This window comes from Streptomyces sp. NPDC091289, from assembly GCF_044757365.1.
GTDB lineage: Bacteria > Actinomycetota > Actinomycetes > Streptomycetales > Streptomycetaceae > Streptomyces.
This window is the reverse complement of the sequence record NZ_JBIVUT010000028.1, coordinates 54,303-70,700: the sequence shown is the minus strand read 5'-3', so window position 1 is coordinate 70,700 and position 16,398 is coordinate 54,303. Positions and strand designations below refer to the sequence as shown.

The window sequence follows — 16,398 nt, the reverse complement described above, 5'->3', positions numbered from 1 at the left end:
ACATGCGTGTGCTGATCGTCGAGGACGAGCCCTACCTGGCAGAAGCCATCCGCGACGGTCTGCGCCTCGAAGCGATCGCGGCCGATATCGCGGGCGACGGCGACACCGCACTGGAGCTGCTGGGCGTCAACACCTACGACATCGCCGTCCTCGACCGTGACGTCCCCGGCCCTTCCGGTGACGAGATCGCCCGGCACATCGTCGCCTCCGGCAGCGGAACGCCGATCCTCATGCTCACCGCGGCCGACCGGCTCGACGACAAGGCCTCCGGGTTCGAGCTCGGCGCCGACGACTACCTCACGAAACCCTTCGAACTCCGGGAACTCGCGCTCCGGCTCCGGGCGCTCGACCGCAGACGCGCCCACAGCAGGCCTCCCGTGCGGGAGATCGCGGGTCTGCGGCTCGACCCGTTCCGCAGAGAGGTGTACCGCGACGGCCGGTACGTCGCGCTGACCCGGAAACAGTTCGCCGTGCTCGAAGTCCTGATCGCCGCCCAGGGCGGTGTCGTCAGCGCGGAAGAACTCCTCGAACGCGCCTGGGACGAGAACGCCGATCCGTTCACCAACGCCGTGCGCATCACCGTATCGGCTCTGCGCAAACGCCTCGGGGAGCCCTGGATCATCGCGACCGTGCCCGGCGTCGGCTACCGCATCGACGCGGCGGCCGACACCGGAAGCGGCGGCGGAGGGGACCGTGGATAGGCGGCCCGGGTTGAGCGTCCGTCTCAAGCTCACCCTCAGTTACGCCGGATTCCTCATGGTCGCGGGCGTCCTGCTGCTCACAGCGGTGTGGGTGTACCTCCTGGAGTACGTTCCCGACGACTGGGACCAGCGCATGCTCCACGAGAACCCCAATCGTCAGCTCCTGACGTACACCTTCGCCCCGGCGGCGGCCACCGTACTGGCGATCCTTCTGGTCCTCGGGCTCCTGGGAGGCTGGTTCCTGGCCGGCCGCATGCTCGCTCCTCTGACCCGTATTACGGAGGCCACCCGTACGGCCACGCACGGGTCGCTCTCCCACCGGATCCGGCTGCCGGGCCGCAAGGACGAGTTCCGGGAACTCGCCGACGCCTTCGACACGATGCTCGCCCGGCTCGAAGCGCACGTCGCCGAGCAGGAGAGGTTCGCGGCCAACGCCTCCCACGAACTGCGCACCCCTCTCGCGATCTCGAAGACGCTTCTCGAGGTGGCCCGCACCGATCCGGACCGCGACACGGGCGAGATTATCGACCGCCTGTACGCCGTCAACGGCCGGGCCATCGACCTCACCGAGGCGCTGCTCGTGCTCAGCCGGGCCGGCCGGGGTTCCTTCGCCCGGGAACCCGTCGATCTGTCGCTCCTGGCGGAAGAGGCCACCGAGACCCTGCTGCCCCTCGCGGAAGAACATGGCGTCACCGTCGAGACGCACGGTGACATCACCCCCACGGTCGGGGCGCCGACGCTGTTGCTGCAGCTGACGACGAACCTCGTGCACAACGCGATCGTCCACAACCTGCCCGGGAATGTGCCCGGACAGGGCAGGGTCCAGGTCACCACCGTCGTCCGCCCGGAGACCGTCGTGCTCACGGTCGAGAACACCGGTGCCCAGCTCACCCCCCAGTTGGTGGCGACGCTCACCGAACCGTTCCGGCGCGGCGCCGAACGCACGCGCACCCACCACGCGGGCGTCGGACTCGGACTGGCCATCGTCGAGACCATCACCCGCGCACACGACGGAACACTCACGCTCACCCCGCGCGCCGGCGGCGGGCTCCGGGCCACGGTGTCGCTACCGGCGACGGCTCCGCGCGGGTGAGAGATCGCCGTTGTCAGAAGACCGTCGTCAGCAGAGACAGAGTCAGCAGAGACAGGGTCAGAAGAGACGGAGACGGACGTGGTCCGTGAGGATCTCGCGCAGCCAGGGGCTGCGGACAGCCGGCAGACGGACCATCGTGTGCTGGAAGACGCCCCAGTCGGCCCGGAACAGGTGAGGCGCGCGCGGTGCCGGCGGGTCGTCGCGGAGGACGCCGTCGGGCAGGACACCGGACGCGGGTCGGTGCAGGGGCGGCTCGGGCCGGGCCAGCCACAGCCACACCCCGAAGGGCAGCGGCACCGGACCGCCCGCCGCGCCCGCCCCGTCCGGGTTCCACCACTCCCCCGTCTGCGGATGTACGGGTACGAGAAAGATGTCCGCGTCCGCGTCGGGTGCCGGCTGTCCCGGTCCGGCCAGGGCGGCCCGCTTCCTCGGCGGCCCCGTGGGGAGGAGGGCGTCGAGGGTGCGCTGGAAGACGTCCTGGGCCAGGCCGTCCGGGACGGTCACCGGTCGGCCTTCCGAAGCCGCCAGCAGGTGGGCGAGCGCCCGGCCGGCCGCCGCTTCCCACCGCGGGCTCCAGAGCCACCAGTGGCGCGTCCCCCGACGCGATCCCCATGAGGCGATCGGTTCGAAGGGGGGCGTTCTCCTCTCCTCCGCCAGCAGCTCCGCCCAGGAGAGCGGTACGCGGTCGGCGTCCCCGACCGGGTGACGGCGCACGGCGTCCGGGGCGAGCCAGACCGCCTGCCAGAGCGAGCAGTCGTCGATCCTGCTCGCCACGGGCAGACCGCACGCCTCGCAGGCCATGTTGGGTCCGTCCGCCCCGTCGAGGCCGCAGCAGGAGCCGGCGCCCTTCTCGGGGATCAGCAGGGTGCCACGGGCGTCTCCGGGGGCGATGGCGATCGCGCCCGGCAAGCCGTGGGACAGGGCGTGGACCGGCGCGTGGATGCCGCGAGCCGCGGCCTCCTCCGGCCCGGTCTCCTCCCACACCCGCCACGGCGGCCCCCACGGCTCGGGTTCCACGGCGAAGGTGCCCGGCTCCATCAGCACGGGGAGCTGTACCCCGTTCCCGTACGTCTGATGGGCGTGGACCGGCAGGGCGACCTCGGACAGCGGGGCGGTCAGGCGCGCGCCGCACCCCGCACACACGAAAACGACCACATGTCCTCCGCTGGGGAAAGAGGCATCGTCGCAGCTCGGTGGTGGTCGGCCAAGGTGTTTTCGTCCACCCTGGGGCGTCGGGGCCCGGACGCCGTACGGCAGGATGGTGCCATGAGCGTAGTCAAGATCAATGTGCTGACCGTTCCCGCCGAACAGCGGGAAACCCTCGAGAAGCGCTTCGCGTCACGCGCCGGCGCCGTCGAGAACTCCGACGGCTTCGAATGGTTCGAGCTTCTCCGCCCCGTCGAAGGGACTGACGACTACCTGGTGTACACGCGGTGGCGTGACGAGGAGTCGTTCCAGGCGTGGATGGAGGGCCCGATGAAGGCGGCTCACCAGGGCGGCGGCGACCGCCCGAAGCCGGCCTCCAGCAGTTCCTCGGTGTGGTCCTTCGAGGTCGTGCAGCAGGCCGCGCCGAAGAGCGCGTAGGCGAGCGCGTACCCGATGTGTCACCTGCCCGGACCGGCCCATGACCGGCCGGGCAGGGCTCTGTGGGCTGCCGGGATCGGGGCGCGTCAGCGGTCGGTCGGCGGCGGCCCGGACAGGCCGGTGTCGAGCATGATGCGTTCGACAGTGCCGTCCAGGACGCTGTCGGAGCCGATCACGGTCTCGGCGAACGGCACGTCCAGGTAGTACCCGTGGGTCCGGGCCCGGCCCGAGCCGAACACCTCCCGCCAGGCTCCATCACGTCACTCCCAGGGTGCATGCGGTCTCCTCCCGGCGGTTGATTCCCCACGACTCGCACGTTTTTAAGATCATTCTGCGAGGAACGGACCGATCGACCGGTGGAGCACCACATGACACTGCTGGATGTACTGCTGGACGCGGTCCGTGAGGCTCCCGGGCAGGTCGTCGTGCATGTGCGCGGCGACGGCAGCGAACTGACCGTCACGCTGCGCGAACTCCTGGACGATTCCTTGCGCGTGGCCGGCGGATTCCGGGAGGCGGGGGTGGCGCCGGGGACCTGTGTGCCGTTGCTGGCGGACCGCAGCGAGGACTTCCAGCCGATGTTCTGGGGTGCGTTGGCGGCCGGTCTGGTTCCGGTTCCGCTGGCTCCGGACGCCCGTCGGGTGCTGCCGGTCTGGGAGCACCTGGGGCGGCCGCCCGTCGTCGTGGACGGCTCGACCGCGTCTCTGGCGGGCGAACTCCCCGACGGTGTACGCGCCCTGGCTCTCGATGTCCTGCGGGAGGGGCCGGCCCTGCGGGAGCCGGCCCCTCCCTCGGGCCCCGATGATGTCGCGTTCGTGCAGTTCTCCTCGGGGAGCACCGGTGCGCCCAAGGGGGTGGAGGTGACGCACGGTGCGGTGCTGGCCAATCTGGAGCAGATACGGGCCGCATCGGCGCTCGGCGCCGACGACGTGGTGGTCAGCTGGATGCCGTACTTCCACGACATGGGGCTCATCGGCACCCATCTCGCTCCGCTGGCCGCCCGGGCCAGGCAGGTCAAGATCGGCCCGTTGACGTTCGCCAAGCGGCCCCGCGTGTGGTTCGAGGTGGCGGCCCGGCACCGGGCCACGGTGCTGTCCGCGGCCAACTTCGCGCTGGCGCTGGCCGTACGCCGTGTTCCCGACGAGGTCCTGGCCCGGCTGGACCTCTCGGCCGTACGGCTGCTCCTGGTCGGCGCGGAGCCGATCGCGCCCGCGGTGTGGCGTGCGTTCGCCCTCAAGACGCGGCCGGCGGGGCTGGATCCGGCGGCGGCCCAGCCCGTCTACGGCCTGGCGGAGGCGACGCTGGCGGTGACCTTCCCGCCGCCCGGGGAAGTGGCCGAGCCGCTGATCCTGGACCGGGCGTCGTTGAGCCGTGGAGTGGCGGTGGACGCCGAACCGGGCGAAGGAACCGTCGAGTTGATGGATGTGGGGCGGCCCGTGGCGGGCTGCGCCGTCCGGATCGTCGATGACGCGGGCACCGTTCTCGGGGACCGGCGCGTCGGCCACATCGTGGTGAGCGGGCCCCAACTGGCCCGTGGCTACCACCGCCTTCCCGGCGTGAGCGCGGAGGTGTTCGCCGAGGGGTGGCTCCGCACCGGTGATCTCGGGTTCCTGCGGGACGGGCGGCTGTGCGTCACCGGCCGGCACAAGGACGTGCTGTTCCTCAACGGCCGCACCTTCCACGCCACGGACCTGGAGTCGGTCGCGGCGGCGACGCCCGGGCTGCCGCCCGGCGTCCCGGCGGTGATCGGTTCGACCGACCCGGTCAGCGGTGCGGAGCGCGTCGTGGTGTTCGTCCCCTGGGCGCGGCCCCCGCGCGATGCGGCGGAGGTGCTCGAACGTGTCGCGGGCCGGGTGCGCGAGGCCCTGTTCCATGACGATGTGCGGGTGCTGGCCCTGCCGCCGGGGGCGTTCCCCCGGACGACGAGCGGCAAGCTGCAGCGTCGGCGGTTGCGGGAGCGGTTCGAGGAGGGCGCGTTCGCGGGCGGTGAGCGGCGGGCGGCCGAGTTCGCGGCGGGTGGCGGCGCTGGTCCCCCGTCCGCCGCGGCTGCCGGCCCGGCGGAGGCGCCGCGGTCGCCGGCGGAGCCCCGCGCGGAGGCGCCCCGGGCGTGGGCCGGGACCGTCGAGGCCGTGCGGGAGGTGTGGGCGCGGGTACTGGGCCGGTCCGCCGGGTCGATCGGGGCGTACGAGTCTTTCGGGAGCCTCGGAGGGACGTCGCTGAAGGCCATGGAGGTGTTGGTGGCGCTGGAGGACGCGTTCGGTGTGACGTTGCCGCCGGCGGTCATCCGTGACCACGGCACGGTGACCGCTCTCGCCGGGCACCTTCTGACCATTGTCCCCGGGGCGGACGCGGCCTCCGCCTCCACACCCACTTCCGCGCCCGCCTTCTCGCCTGCTTCCCCCGGAGCCGCTACCTCTGCGGCCGTCATCGGGATGGCCTGCCGGTTCCCCGGCGCCGACACCCCCGAGGCCTTCTGGGACCTGCTCGTCGACGGGCACGACGCCGTCATCCCCGTACCGCACGGGCGTTGGGACGACGGCCATGACGGCCACGACGGTCCGGGGGCCGGGCCGGCAGTTCCCCGGAGGCGTTGGGCGGCGTTGCTGGAGGACCCGGCCGTTTTCGACGCCGGATACTTCGGCATCGGCGAGGACGAGGCACGCGTGCTCGACCCGCAGGCGCGGCTCTTCCTCGAACTCGCGCACGAGGCCCTCGAACGTGCCGGATACGCGGGGCCCCGTCGGCTCGGTCGCAGGGTCGGTGTGTTCGTGGCGGTCGGGGACAGTGGCTACCGGGAGGTCCTGGACCGGGCCTCGGCCGACGGTTCTCCGCCGCCCGCCACGCTCACCGGGAATCTGCCCGCCCTCATCGCCGCCCGGGTCTCCCAGTGTCTCGACCTCGACGGTCCCGCGCTCGCCGTGGACACGGCCTGCTCGTCGGGTCTCGTGGCGCTGCATCTGGCCCGGCGCAGCCTCCTGGACGGTGAGTGCGACCTCGCCGTCGTCGGCGGGGTCAACCTCCATCTGACCTCCGCCCCGCACCGGCTGCTGGAAGAGGCGGGGGCCCTGTCCCCCACCGGGCGCAGCCGCGCTTTCAGCGCCGACGCCGACGGCTTCGTGCCCGGCGAGGGAGGTGCGGCGATCGTCCTGACGCGTCTCGACGCGGCCCGGCTCGCGGACGATCCGGTGCTCGCTGTGGTCCGGGGCACGGCCGTCAACAACGACGGCCGGTCGATGAGCCTCATGGCGCCCAACCCGTTGCGGCAGCGCGAGGCCATCACCCGGGCGTACGAGGCGGCGGGCGTCGATCCCGCCTCGGTGAGCTATGTGGAGGCCCACGGGACCGGCACGGCCGTAGGGGACCCGATCGAGCTGCGGTCGCTGGCCCACGCGTTTCCCGTACGGCCCGACGGCGAGCCGCGGTTGCTCGGTTCGGTGAAGACGAACATCGGGCATCTGCTGAACGCCGCCGCGCTGCCCGCGCTGGTGAAGGTCGTGCTGGCCCTGGGCCATCGCAGGCTGCCGCCGTCGCTGCACCACACCCCTGCCTCGTCGGGCCTCGCCCCCGCCGGCTTCTCCGTGGTGACCGAGGCCCGGGAGTGGACGTCCGCCGGGCCTCTCGTCGCGGGGATCAACGCGTTCGGTTTCGGCGGTACGAACGCCCATGCCGTTCTCGAGCAGGCTCCGCTCCCGCCGTCGCCGGGTCCCGCGCGCGAAGTCGCGGCCGAGGGGCCTCACTTGCTGACCCTCTCGGCGCGCAGTGCGGGCGGGCTGCGTGACGCGGTGGCCCAGCTCGCCGTGCATCTGGAGACCCGTCCGCACCTGCGCGAGGGCGACGTCTGCCGGACCGCGAGCTCGTCCCGGGACGAGGGACCTCACCGGCTCGCCCTCGTCGCGGACGGTGAGCTGCGGGAACAGCTCACCGCTGTCGCCGCCGGGCCGGGCGAGGCGGGCGGGCGCGTCGGGAGCCTCGTCCGTTCCCGGCCGCGCGTGGCGTTCCTGTTTCCCGGGCAGGGAGCGCAGTTCCCCGGCCAGGATTTGGCGCTGTACCGGACGGCGTCGGTGTTCCGGGACACGTTCGACGAGGCGTCCGCCGTCCTCGGCCCGGTGTGCGGGCGGACCCTGCTGGACTGGGGGCTGGACCCGGAGGTGGACGCCGCCGCGCAGGCCGTGACGGAGGTGGCGCAGCCGCTCCTCGTCGCCTCCGGGGTGGCGCTCGCCCGCCAGCTGCGTGCCTGGGGCGTGGCGCCCGACGCGGTCGCCGGGCACAGCGTCGGGGAGATCACCGCCGCCTGTTCCAGCGGGGTGCTGACACTTCGGGAGGCGGTGCGGTTCGCGGCCGAACGCGGCCGTCTCATGGGTACGTTCACCGAGCCGGGCGCCATGATCGCCGTCCGTGGAGGTGAGGACGCGGTCGCCGCGGTGGTGACGGCGTCCGACGGGGCGCTCGCGGTGGCCGCGTACAACGGTCCCGGGCTCCAGGTCCTCTCCGGGACCGTCTCCGCCGTGGAGCGCGCCGTCCTCGCCCTCGACGCCCAGTCCGTCCCCACCCGTCGCCTGCGGGTCTCCCGGGCCTTTCACTCACCGCTGATGCGGCCGGTCGCCGGCCGGCTCGCCGACGCGGCCCGTGCGCTGACCCCGCAGGCCCCGTCCGTTCCGCTCATGAGCACCGTCACCGCCGAGTGGCAGCCGGTCCTCGGCCCGCAGTATCTGCGCGAGCACGCCGAGCGCCCGGTGCTGTTCGGGGCGGCCGTGGATCGTCTGGCCCGGGAGGGGTACGACACCTTCGTCGAGGTCGGCCACGGAGCGATCCTGTCGGGCGCGGTCCGCGCGGCGGTGGGGGTGGGGGCGGGGAGGTACGCGAGTGGCGCGGCCGGTAGCTCCGGTGCGGCTGATACATCCCGTGCGGCCGATGCCTCCAGCGCTTCCGACGCGACACGTGGCTCGGTCACGGTGATGTCCGCCCTGCCGGGGCGTACTGACGACCGCGCGGACGCGGAGCGGCTGCCCGGTGACGAGCACGGCGGGCGCAGGGCGCTCCTGAAGACCGTCGGCCGCCTGTGGTCGCTCGGCGTGCCGCTGGACCGGACCGCCCTCGACGCGGACCACCGCCGGATTCCCCTGCCCACCTACCCCTTCCAGCGCAGCCGGTACTGGGCCGGTCCGCCCGCGAGTCCTCTCCTGCACCGGGTCCTGTGGGCGGACGCCGCACTGCCCGGAAAGGCAGCGGGGACCGTGCGTTCGGTGCTGCTGACAGGACCCGACTCCGCGTCCGTCGACCGGCTCGCGTCGCAACTCGCAGCCGAGGGCGTCCGGATGTACGAACCGGGCGACGGGCCGCCGGACGCCGTGGTTTTGGTGGCCGGGCCCGCCCCCGGTCAGGACACCGGCGACGCGCTCGGCCGGGCCCAGGACGCCGCGCTGGCCGCCTTCGACGAGGCACTCGCACGGTGGGACGAGACGCGTGCGGACCGGCTGCTGGTGCTGACCGAGGACGTGCACGTCACGGGGGCCGTACGGGAAAATCCGCAGCCGGCCCACGCCGTGCTCGGCGGACTGCTGCTGGCTCTGCCGCAGGAGACTCCGGGTGCTTCGGCCATCGCCGTCGACCTCTGTTCGCTGGACACCCCGTCCCAGCGCCTGGTGGCCGTGCTGGCCGAGCTGGCGTCGGGCGGTGTTCCGGGCAGCGTCGACACCGTCGCCTGGCGCGCGGGGCGCAGGCTCGCCCGCCGCTTCGTACCGCTGCCGGGCGGCGGCACAGCACCGGCCGAGGCGACGCGGTCACCGCTGCCGCCCGACGGCACCTTCCTCATCACCGGGGGCGGCGGCGGAATCGGAGCTGCGCTCGCCCGGGACCTCGCCGGCCGGGGCCGCCCGACCCTCGTGCTCGCCGGACGCTCCCCGCGACCGCCCGAGGGGCTGGCCGAGGAACTCCGGGCGCTGGGCGCCACGGTCCACTACCGCGTGGCCGACGTCTCGGTGGAGCGGGATGTCGACGCGCTCCTCGCCGGACTGCCCCGCCTCGACGCCCTCTTCCACGCCGCGGGGGTGGTGCGGCCCGGCACCCTGCGGAACAGGCGCGCGGAGGAGACGGCGGACGTCATGGCCGCCAAGACCCGGGGCAGCCTGCTGCTCTCGCTGGCCCTGCGCCGGCACGGGCTCGACCCGGCGGTCCGTATCGCCTTCTCCTCCGTCGGTGCCGTGCTGCCCGGCCTGGCGGGCGCGCTGGGCGACTACGCCGGCGCCAACGCCTTCCTCGACGCGTTCGCCGCGTCGGAACGACACGCGGGCAGGCCCTGGCAGTCGGTGAACCTCGCCGCCATCGCCGGGACGGGGATGGCAGCGGCGCTCGGCACCGGGCCCGATGGGGAATCCGCCCCTGTGCGGAGCGCCGGGGGCCGGCCCGTCGCCCCCGGTCCCGCACTGGCGGCGCTCCGCACGGCATGCGGCGTCGACGCGGCTCAGCTGCTGCTCGCCGACCTCACGCCGTTCCCGCGACCTGCGGTCGTCACGCCCCCGACCGTGACGGCGGCAGCCACGGGAACGGGGCTGGCGGCGTCGGGCCGGGTACTCAGCCCCGCCGCCGCCACCATCGGTGCCGGCACCGGCACGAGCGTGAGCATGGGCCGCAGTACGCGCCCGGGGGGCCAACCCCGTACCGGTACCGCCGCGTTGCTCCGTGGGCTGCTGGCCTCGGCGCTGGGTCTGCCTCCCGCCGGGATTCCCGACGACGAGCCGTTCCTCACCCTCGGCCTCGACTCGCTCGCCGCCGTCGACCTCGTCAAGCAGCTCGAACGGGAGCTGGACAGGCCCCTGCCCGCGACGCTCTTCTTCGAATACCGGACCGTCGGCGAGCTGGCCGCGCACCTCGACACCACCCCCGCCCCGGCTCCGGTGGCGACCCCTGGGCCTGCCGCTGTGCCCGCCCCCGTGCCGGACGGGGTGGCCTTCCCCCTCACCCCCGTCCAACGGGCCCTGTACACCAGCAGTCGGCTCCACCCGGAGGTGCCGGCCCACGGCTACGTCCGCCAGACCGTCCAAGGCCCCCTGGACACCCGGCTCCTGGGCCGGGCGCTCGCCGCGCTCGCCGACCGGCACACCATGCTGAGGATCCGCGTCGAGAGCATCGGGAGCACCCCGGACGGGATCGGCTCGGCGACACCGCGGCAGTACGTCGCACCGCCCGCCGATCTCTCCACCTGGTACGAGGTACACGAGCTTTCCGGACGTATCGAGGAGCTCGAAACGGCTCTGTGCAACCGGCCGTTCGACCTCGCCGCCGAGCCTCCCGTACGCGCGGTCCTCGCCCGGGAGAGTCCGGAGCTGTCCCATCTGGTGCTGGTGATCCACCATGCGGCCGGTGACGGATACAGCCTCAACGTCCTTGCCGGGGAGCTCTGGTCGCTCTACACCGCCCTCGCCCACGGTCACGGGGACGAGCACGGGCACGGGCACGGGCACGCACCGACGCTGCCTGCACTCGGCACCGACTTCGCGCGGTACGCGGCGGCCGCTGCCGATGAGCGGTCCTCCACGGACGGCGCGAGGGCTCTCGCCGCCGACCGGCGGTACTGGTCGGAGCGGCTGGCCTCCCGGGGCGAGCCGCTGCGCCTGCCGTACGACGGTGATCCGTCGGCCCTTCCGACGGCTCCCCTGGCCACGCATCAGAGCGCCCTCGACGCGGCGCTGACCGCCGCGTTGGAGAAGCGGGCCGCGGCTCACGGGGTGAGCCTGTTCCATCTGCTGCTGGCCGTGCACGTGCGCTGTCTCGCCCGGTGGAGCGGTCAGCGGGAGATCGCGGTGAACGTCGCCCGCGCCCGGCGGGAGGGCCGGCTGCCGGGTCTGGACCGGCTTGTGGGGCCGCTCGCCGACACCCTCCCCCTGCTGTGCGCGACGGACCCGGACGAACCGGTCGAGGCCCTGGCCGAACGGCTCGCGAGGATCTGGCTGGAGAGCGAGCAGCACGCGGGCCTCACCGGCCTCGACCTGGCGGGGCTGCTGCCGACGGACCCGTCCGAGGCCGGACCCCGCACGGTGAGCCCGGCCGGCTTCAGCTTCTCGCGCTTCCCCGCTGCCCTCGACGGGCGTTGTCCGGTGAGCGTGCGGCCGACCGCCGCCGGCACCGCCACCGCCGCGACCCGCCTGAGCCTGCTGTGCTGGCAGGACGAGACGGTCCTGCGCTTCTCGTGGAACTTTCCCGTCCGGCTCTTCGACCCGGCGACCGTCGCCCGCCTGGACCGCGACTTCCACGACGAGCTCGCCGCTCTCGTCCGGCCTCGGCCCGACGTCCCGGATCTTCCCGTGGCCCGGACCCCGGTCGGGCCCCTGACCCGGCCCCTGGCCGCTGCCGGAACCGTGCGGGACGAGCCCGCTTCCGCCGCACCGGCGGTCACGGGAGCCACGGAAACCACGTCACGGCGGGACACCGGGTCGGCCACCCTCGTGCGCCGGCTGGTCGAACGGTTCCGGGCCACCCCGGACGCGGTCGCCGTCGACACCGGCGACGCCACCCTGACGTACGCCGAACTCGACCGCGCCTCCCACGCCCTCGCGGCCTCGCTCCCGGCCCGCGGCGTCACCCCGGGCAGCCTCGTCGGGCTGCTCACCGAGCCCGGCGCGGACACCGTCGTCGCGGTCGTCGCGGCCCTGCGCGCCGGGGCGGGCTGGGTTCCGCTGGACGCAGGTCACCCGGCCGCGCGGCTGGTGGACCAGCTCACGCGCTCGGGGGCACGTACGGTGCTGTGTCACGCCGCCACCCGGGAGGTGGGGGAAACGCTCGGCGACGACATCACCCTGGTGTCCGTCGACGCGTCCGCGCCGCTCCCGTCCGTCGACGCCGGTGCCGTCCGGTCCCCGGACGCGGCCCCCGCACCCGACGGCCCGGTCGGCGCGGGCGAGACCGCCTATGTGATCTTCACTTCCGGATCCACCGGCCGGCCCAAGGCCGTGCCCATCGCCCACCGGTCGATGGAGAACTACCTCGACTGGGCGATCGGCGCCTTCGGGTACGACGAGCGCGACCGGCTCGCCCAGACCGCGTCACCCTGCTTCGACGCCTCCGTCCGCCAGCTCCTCGCCCCGCTGCTCGTCGGCGCCACCGTCGTCACGGTGGCCTGGGACCTGCTGCGCGACCCCGACCGGCTGCTGACGTACGTCGAACGGAGCCGGATCACCGTCTGGAGCTCCGTCCCCACGCTCTGGGAACAGCTCCTCGGCGCATCCGAGGAGCGAGTACGGCGCGGCGCACCGCGGCCGGACCTCTCCGCGCTCCGGTGGATCCATGTCGGCGGCGAGGCCCTGTCACCCGCCCACGTACGCCGCTGGTTCGACCTCTTCGGCGACGGCCAGCACATCGCCAACCTGTACGGCCCGACCGAGGCGACCATCAACACGAGCTGCCACATCATCCGCACCCGGCCCGGCGACCAGGTGCGGCGACTCCCCATCGGCCGCCCGGTCTCGGGCACGGAGGTGGAGGTCGTCGGCCCCGACGGGGAGCGCCTGCGGCCCGGCGAGGCCGGCGAGCTCCTCATCTCCGGCATCGGCCTGACCCCGGGGTACCTCGGCGAACCCGCCCTGACCGAGGCCGCGTTCACCGTCCGTCACGGGCGGCGCTGGTACCGCAGCGGCGACCGGGTGCAGTGTTCCGAGGACGGCACCCTGGAGTTCCTCGGGCGGCTGGACGACCAGGTGAAGATCCGGGGCAACCGGGTCGAGCCGGGCGAGATCGAGGCGGTGCTCGAGACCCACCCGGACGTCACCCACGCCGTCGTCCTCGCCGAGGACGGACGCCTCACCGCCTTCGTGACACCCGGGCCCGGATCGTCCCGGGCGGATGCCGTGGCGCTGCGGCTCCATCTGGCGAAGTCGCTGCCTCCGTACATGCTTCCGTCCCGGATCACCCGTATCGGCAGGATGCCGCTCACCAACACGGGCAAGATCGACCGCCGTACACTGCCGACACTCCCGACGCTCCCGACACACCGGACGCTTCAGGAAGCGACCGTCGCGCCCGGGGCGGACCCCGATGCCGGCCTCGGCGCGCGTACGGGCGATGTCCGTACACCGCCCCGCACGCCGACCGAGGTCCGGCTGGCCGCCGTCTGGTCCGCCCTGTTCCGGACCGACGACGTGTGCCGTGAGGACGACTTCTTCGCGCTGGGCGGCGACTCCCTGCTCGTGCTGGAGGTGTTCGCCCGGCTGGAGCAGCAGGGCGGGCCGCTCCCCCGGCCGACCGTGATCTACCGTCACCGTACGCTCGCCGCCCTCGCGGGCGCGGTGGACGCGGTGGACGCGGGCGGCGACGCCGTGGCGCACGTGTCGGCGTGGGAACCCGATGAGGCCGCCACCCTCTCCCGGGCCCTCGATCCGGCCGCGAGTCCGGCGCCCTTCCCTCTCACCCCCACCCAGCGGGGCTTCCTGCTGGCCGAAGCCATCGCACCGGGCGCGACCTCGTCCGGGCTCACGCGGCTGCGGCTGCGCGGAACCCTCGACCGCGACCGCTTCCAGAGCGCGGTGGACACGCTCGTCGTACGCCATCCGATGCTGCGCACTGTCTTCCCGGCCGGGGCCCGCCCGGCCGTTCAGCAGGAACTTCCGCCCTCACTGCGCCTGCCGGTCGACTTCGAGTCCCTCACCGACCCGGAGCAGGTGGAAGAACGGGTCACCGCCGAACGGGCCCGCCGTTTCGAACCCTGGGCCTGGCCGCTGCTGCGCCTGCGGGTGCTTACCGTCGCCCCCGACGAACACGTCCTGGTGGCACACGCCCACCACATCATCGGCGACGGTTACAGCGCCGCGCTCCTGGTACGGGAGCTGACGACCGTGTACGACGCCCTGTCCCGCGGTGAGGAACCGGCGGCGGCCCCCTTGCGCCCCTTGCGCAGCACCTTCCGCGACCACGCCGTCCGGCTCGCGGAACGCACCTCCTCCGCCTCCGCGACGGCCCCCGGTTCGGGCTCCGTCACGACGAGCGGCGAGGACCGGTGGGCACGCCTCGGTGCGCCCTACCGGCCGCCCGTGCTCTCCGCCGGTCGGGCCGCCGGCACGCCTCCGGGGACCGCCGCGACCCCGCTGTTCCACACCCACCGGTTCACGGTCGACGCCGAGCAGGTGACAGCGCTGCGCAGCCTTGCCGCACGTACCGGCTCCACCCTCCACGCCCCGGTGCTCACCGCCTACTACCGGGCGCTCGTAGCCGCCACCGGCCAGGCGGATCTGCTGCTCGGTCTCGCGGTGAGCGGCCGGGACCCTGCCCTGCCCGACGCGCACCGGGTGTTCGGTCCCTTCGCCACGGCCGTTCCCCTACGGCCGGCCGCTCCGGCGTCCGGCCGGACCGACGACGCGGGTTTCGAGGACGATGTGCGGCGCGTCGCGGCCGAGGCCGTCGCGGCGCAGACCCACGAGGGGGCCGTGCCGCTGCTGCCCAACGGGCTGCCCCTGACCTCGCAGTTCTTCTTCACCTATCTGGACTTCTCCGCCCTGGGCGCGGAGAGCGGCGGGGCGCTGACGGTCACCCGGGAGGACGGCGACAGCGCGTACACGCCGCCTCCGGCCGGTACGGATGTGTTCCTCGCGGCCCGTCCGGACGGCGGGCGGCTGCGGATCACCGTCCGTGCGGCGGCGAGGGCGTTCACCCCGGAGGAGCTGGCCGCGTTCGCGGACTCGGTACGCGAGGGTCTCGGGCGGGCGGCGGCCTCGACCGTGCCCGGTCCAGTGCCCAGTCCCGACCCCGTGCCCAGTCACGGTCGCGGTCCCGGCCGCCTCGACCGGCCGGGCGGCTCCGGCCATGACCAGCCGATGGACGCGGCGCTCGTCGGCTATCTGCCGTCCCCGGCCGACCTCGCCCGGCTGGCGGGCCTGCCGGAGGCGGCGCTGCCACGCGAGGAGTTGCGGACCCTGCTGTTCCCCGGCGGGCGGCCACGGCTCCTGGAGACGCTGCGTACGCCGCTGGGCCGTTCCGGGTTCGTGTGTGTCCCGCTGTTCGCGGACGAACTCGTCCCCGGTGACGGCCTCCTCGGGCACACCACGCGGGGAGTGGGACTCGCCTCGTCCCTCGGTGCGCGGACCGTGTCCCTGGCCGGAATGATCCCGTCGCTCACCGGTTACGGCTTCGACGTCCTGCGGGCCGTCGGCGGGACCGGATCCGGTCCCGCTGTGCCTGCCGTCACCACGGGCCACGCGGCGACCGTCGTGTCCGTCGTCAGGACCGTGCACGCCGCTCTCGACGCGACCGGGCAGGAACTGGGCTCTCTCACCGTCGCGTTCGTGGGGCTCGGCTCGATCGGCTGCTCATCGCTGGAGTTGCTGCTCACCCGGGCCCAGCGGCCGCCCGCCCGGCTGCTGCTCTGTGACGTGCCGGGCAGCGGGCCGCGCCTGAAGGAACTGGCCGAAAGCCTCCTGGAGCGCGGCCTCGCCGAGGTCGTGGAGGTGGTCGAGTCGCACCAGGGGCTGCCCGACGCCGTGTACGGGGCCCGGCTGATCGTCGCGGCGGTCAGCGGGGGCGGCACGCTCCTGGACGTCGACCGGCTCGCACCGGGCACGACGGTGGTCGACGACTCCTTCCCGCACTGCTTCGACACGTCTCGTGCCATCGGCCGGATGGACCGGGCGAAGGACGTCCTGATCGTCGGTGGCGGGCTGTTGAGTGCCGGCACCACGGAACGGCAGGTGGCCGAGGGGCTGCCGGCCGCCGCCGTGGCCGGATATCTCGCGCAGCCGATGGTGCCGGACACCCTCGCGTCCTGCCGGCTGGAGTCCTTGCTCCATGCCTCGGGGGCCGATGTGCCGCTCGTCCACGGTCCGGTCGACGCGGCCACGGGCCTGGCCCACTGGGAGGCGGCGGAGGCGGCCGGTGTCCGTGCCGCGCCCCTTCACCTCCTCACTCGCACCGTCGACCCGGACATGCTCGCGCGGCACCCCTGGAGTTCATGAGCGTCTCAGCGTCTCAGCGTCTCCTCGTGCCGGACGCGGGAGCTCACGGGCTGCCGGCCGCGTTGTCAGTGGTCGGGATTAGGTTCGT

Annotated in this window: 6 protein-coding genes; 4 read left to right on the top strand and 2 right to left on the bottom strand. The window is 73.8% G+C overall.

What is annotated here, in order from left to right; genetic code table 11:
* Positions 1-2 precede the first annotated feature (2 nt).
* On the top strand, positions 3-701 hold the full coding sequence (locus tag ACIQPT_RS31485) for a response regulator transcription factor (protein ID WP_401160823.1): 699 nt from the start codon (positions 3-5) through the stop codon (positions 699-701).
* Positions 694-1,794: a sensor histidine kinase gene (locus tag ACIQPT_RS31480; RefSeq protein WP_401160821.1), complete on the top strand. Its 1,101-nt coding sequence runs from the start codon at positions 694-696 to the stop codon at positions 1,792-1,794. Before ACIQPT_RS31485 ends, ACIQPT_RS31480 begins: the two co-directional genes overlap by 8 nt.
* A 57-nt stretch (positions 1,795-1,851) precedes the next feature.
* On the opposite strand, the gene ACIQPT_RS31475 is transcribed toward ACIQPT_RS31480, so the two are convergent.
* Positions 1,852-2,949 carry a hypothetical protein gene (locus ACIQPT_RS31475; protein ID WP_401160820.1) on the bottom strand — a complete coding sequence of 366 codons (1,098 nt, stop codon included), beginning with the start codon at positions 2,947-2,949 and terminating at the stop codon, positions 1,852-1,854.
* 111 nt (positions 2,950-3,060) lie between these two features.
* Between ACIQPT_RS31475 and ACIQPT_RS31470 the strand changes: the two genes are divergently transcribed.
* Complete coding sequence (locus ACIQPT_RS31470; protein WP_401160819.1) at positions 3,061-3,378, top strand: antibiotic biosynthesis monooxygenase family protein; 318 nt, start codon at positions 3,061-3,063, stop codon at positions 3,376-3,378.
* A gap of 86 nt (positions 3,379-3,464) precedes the next feature.
* Here the strand turns inward: ACIQPT_RS31470 and ACIQPT_RS31465 are convergent, their stop codons facing one another.
* Positions 3,465-3,617: a hypothetical protein gene (locus tag ACIQPT_RS31465; protein ID WP_401160817.1), complete on the bottom strand. Its 153-nt coding sequence runs from the start codon at positions 3,615-3,617 to the stop codon at positions 3,465-3,467.
* A gap of 117 nt (positions 3,618-3,734) precedes the next feature.
* Between ACIQPT_RS31465 and ACIQPT_RS31460 the strand changes: the two genes are divergently transcribed.
* The gene (locus ACIQPT_RS31460; protein ID WP_401160815.1) at positions 3,735-16,310 is read left to right on the top strand and encodes an amino acid adenylation domain-containing protein; all 12,576 of its coding nucleotides are present in this window, start codon (positions 3,735-3,737) and stop codon (positions 16,308-16,310) included.
* The last annotated feature ends 88 nt before the right edge of the window (positions 16,311-16,398 follow it).

Coding starts and splice junctions, on each gene's coding strand:
- ACIQPT_RS31485 (WP_401160823.1), top strand. CDS start 3: ATGCGTGTGCTGATCGTCGAGGACGAGCCCTACCTGGCAGAAGCCATC.
- ACIQPT_RS31470 (WP_401160819.1), top strand. CDS start 3,061: ATGAGCGTAGTCAAGATCAATGTGCTGACCGTTCCCGCCGAACAGCGG.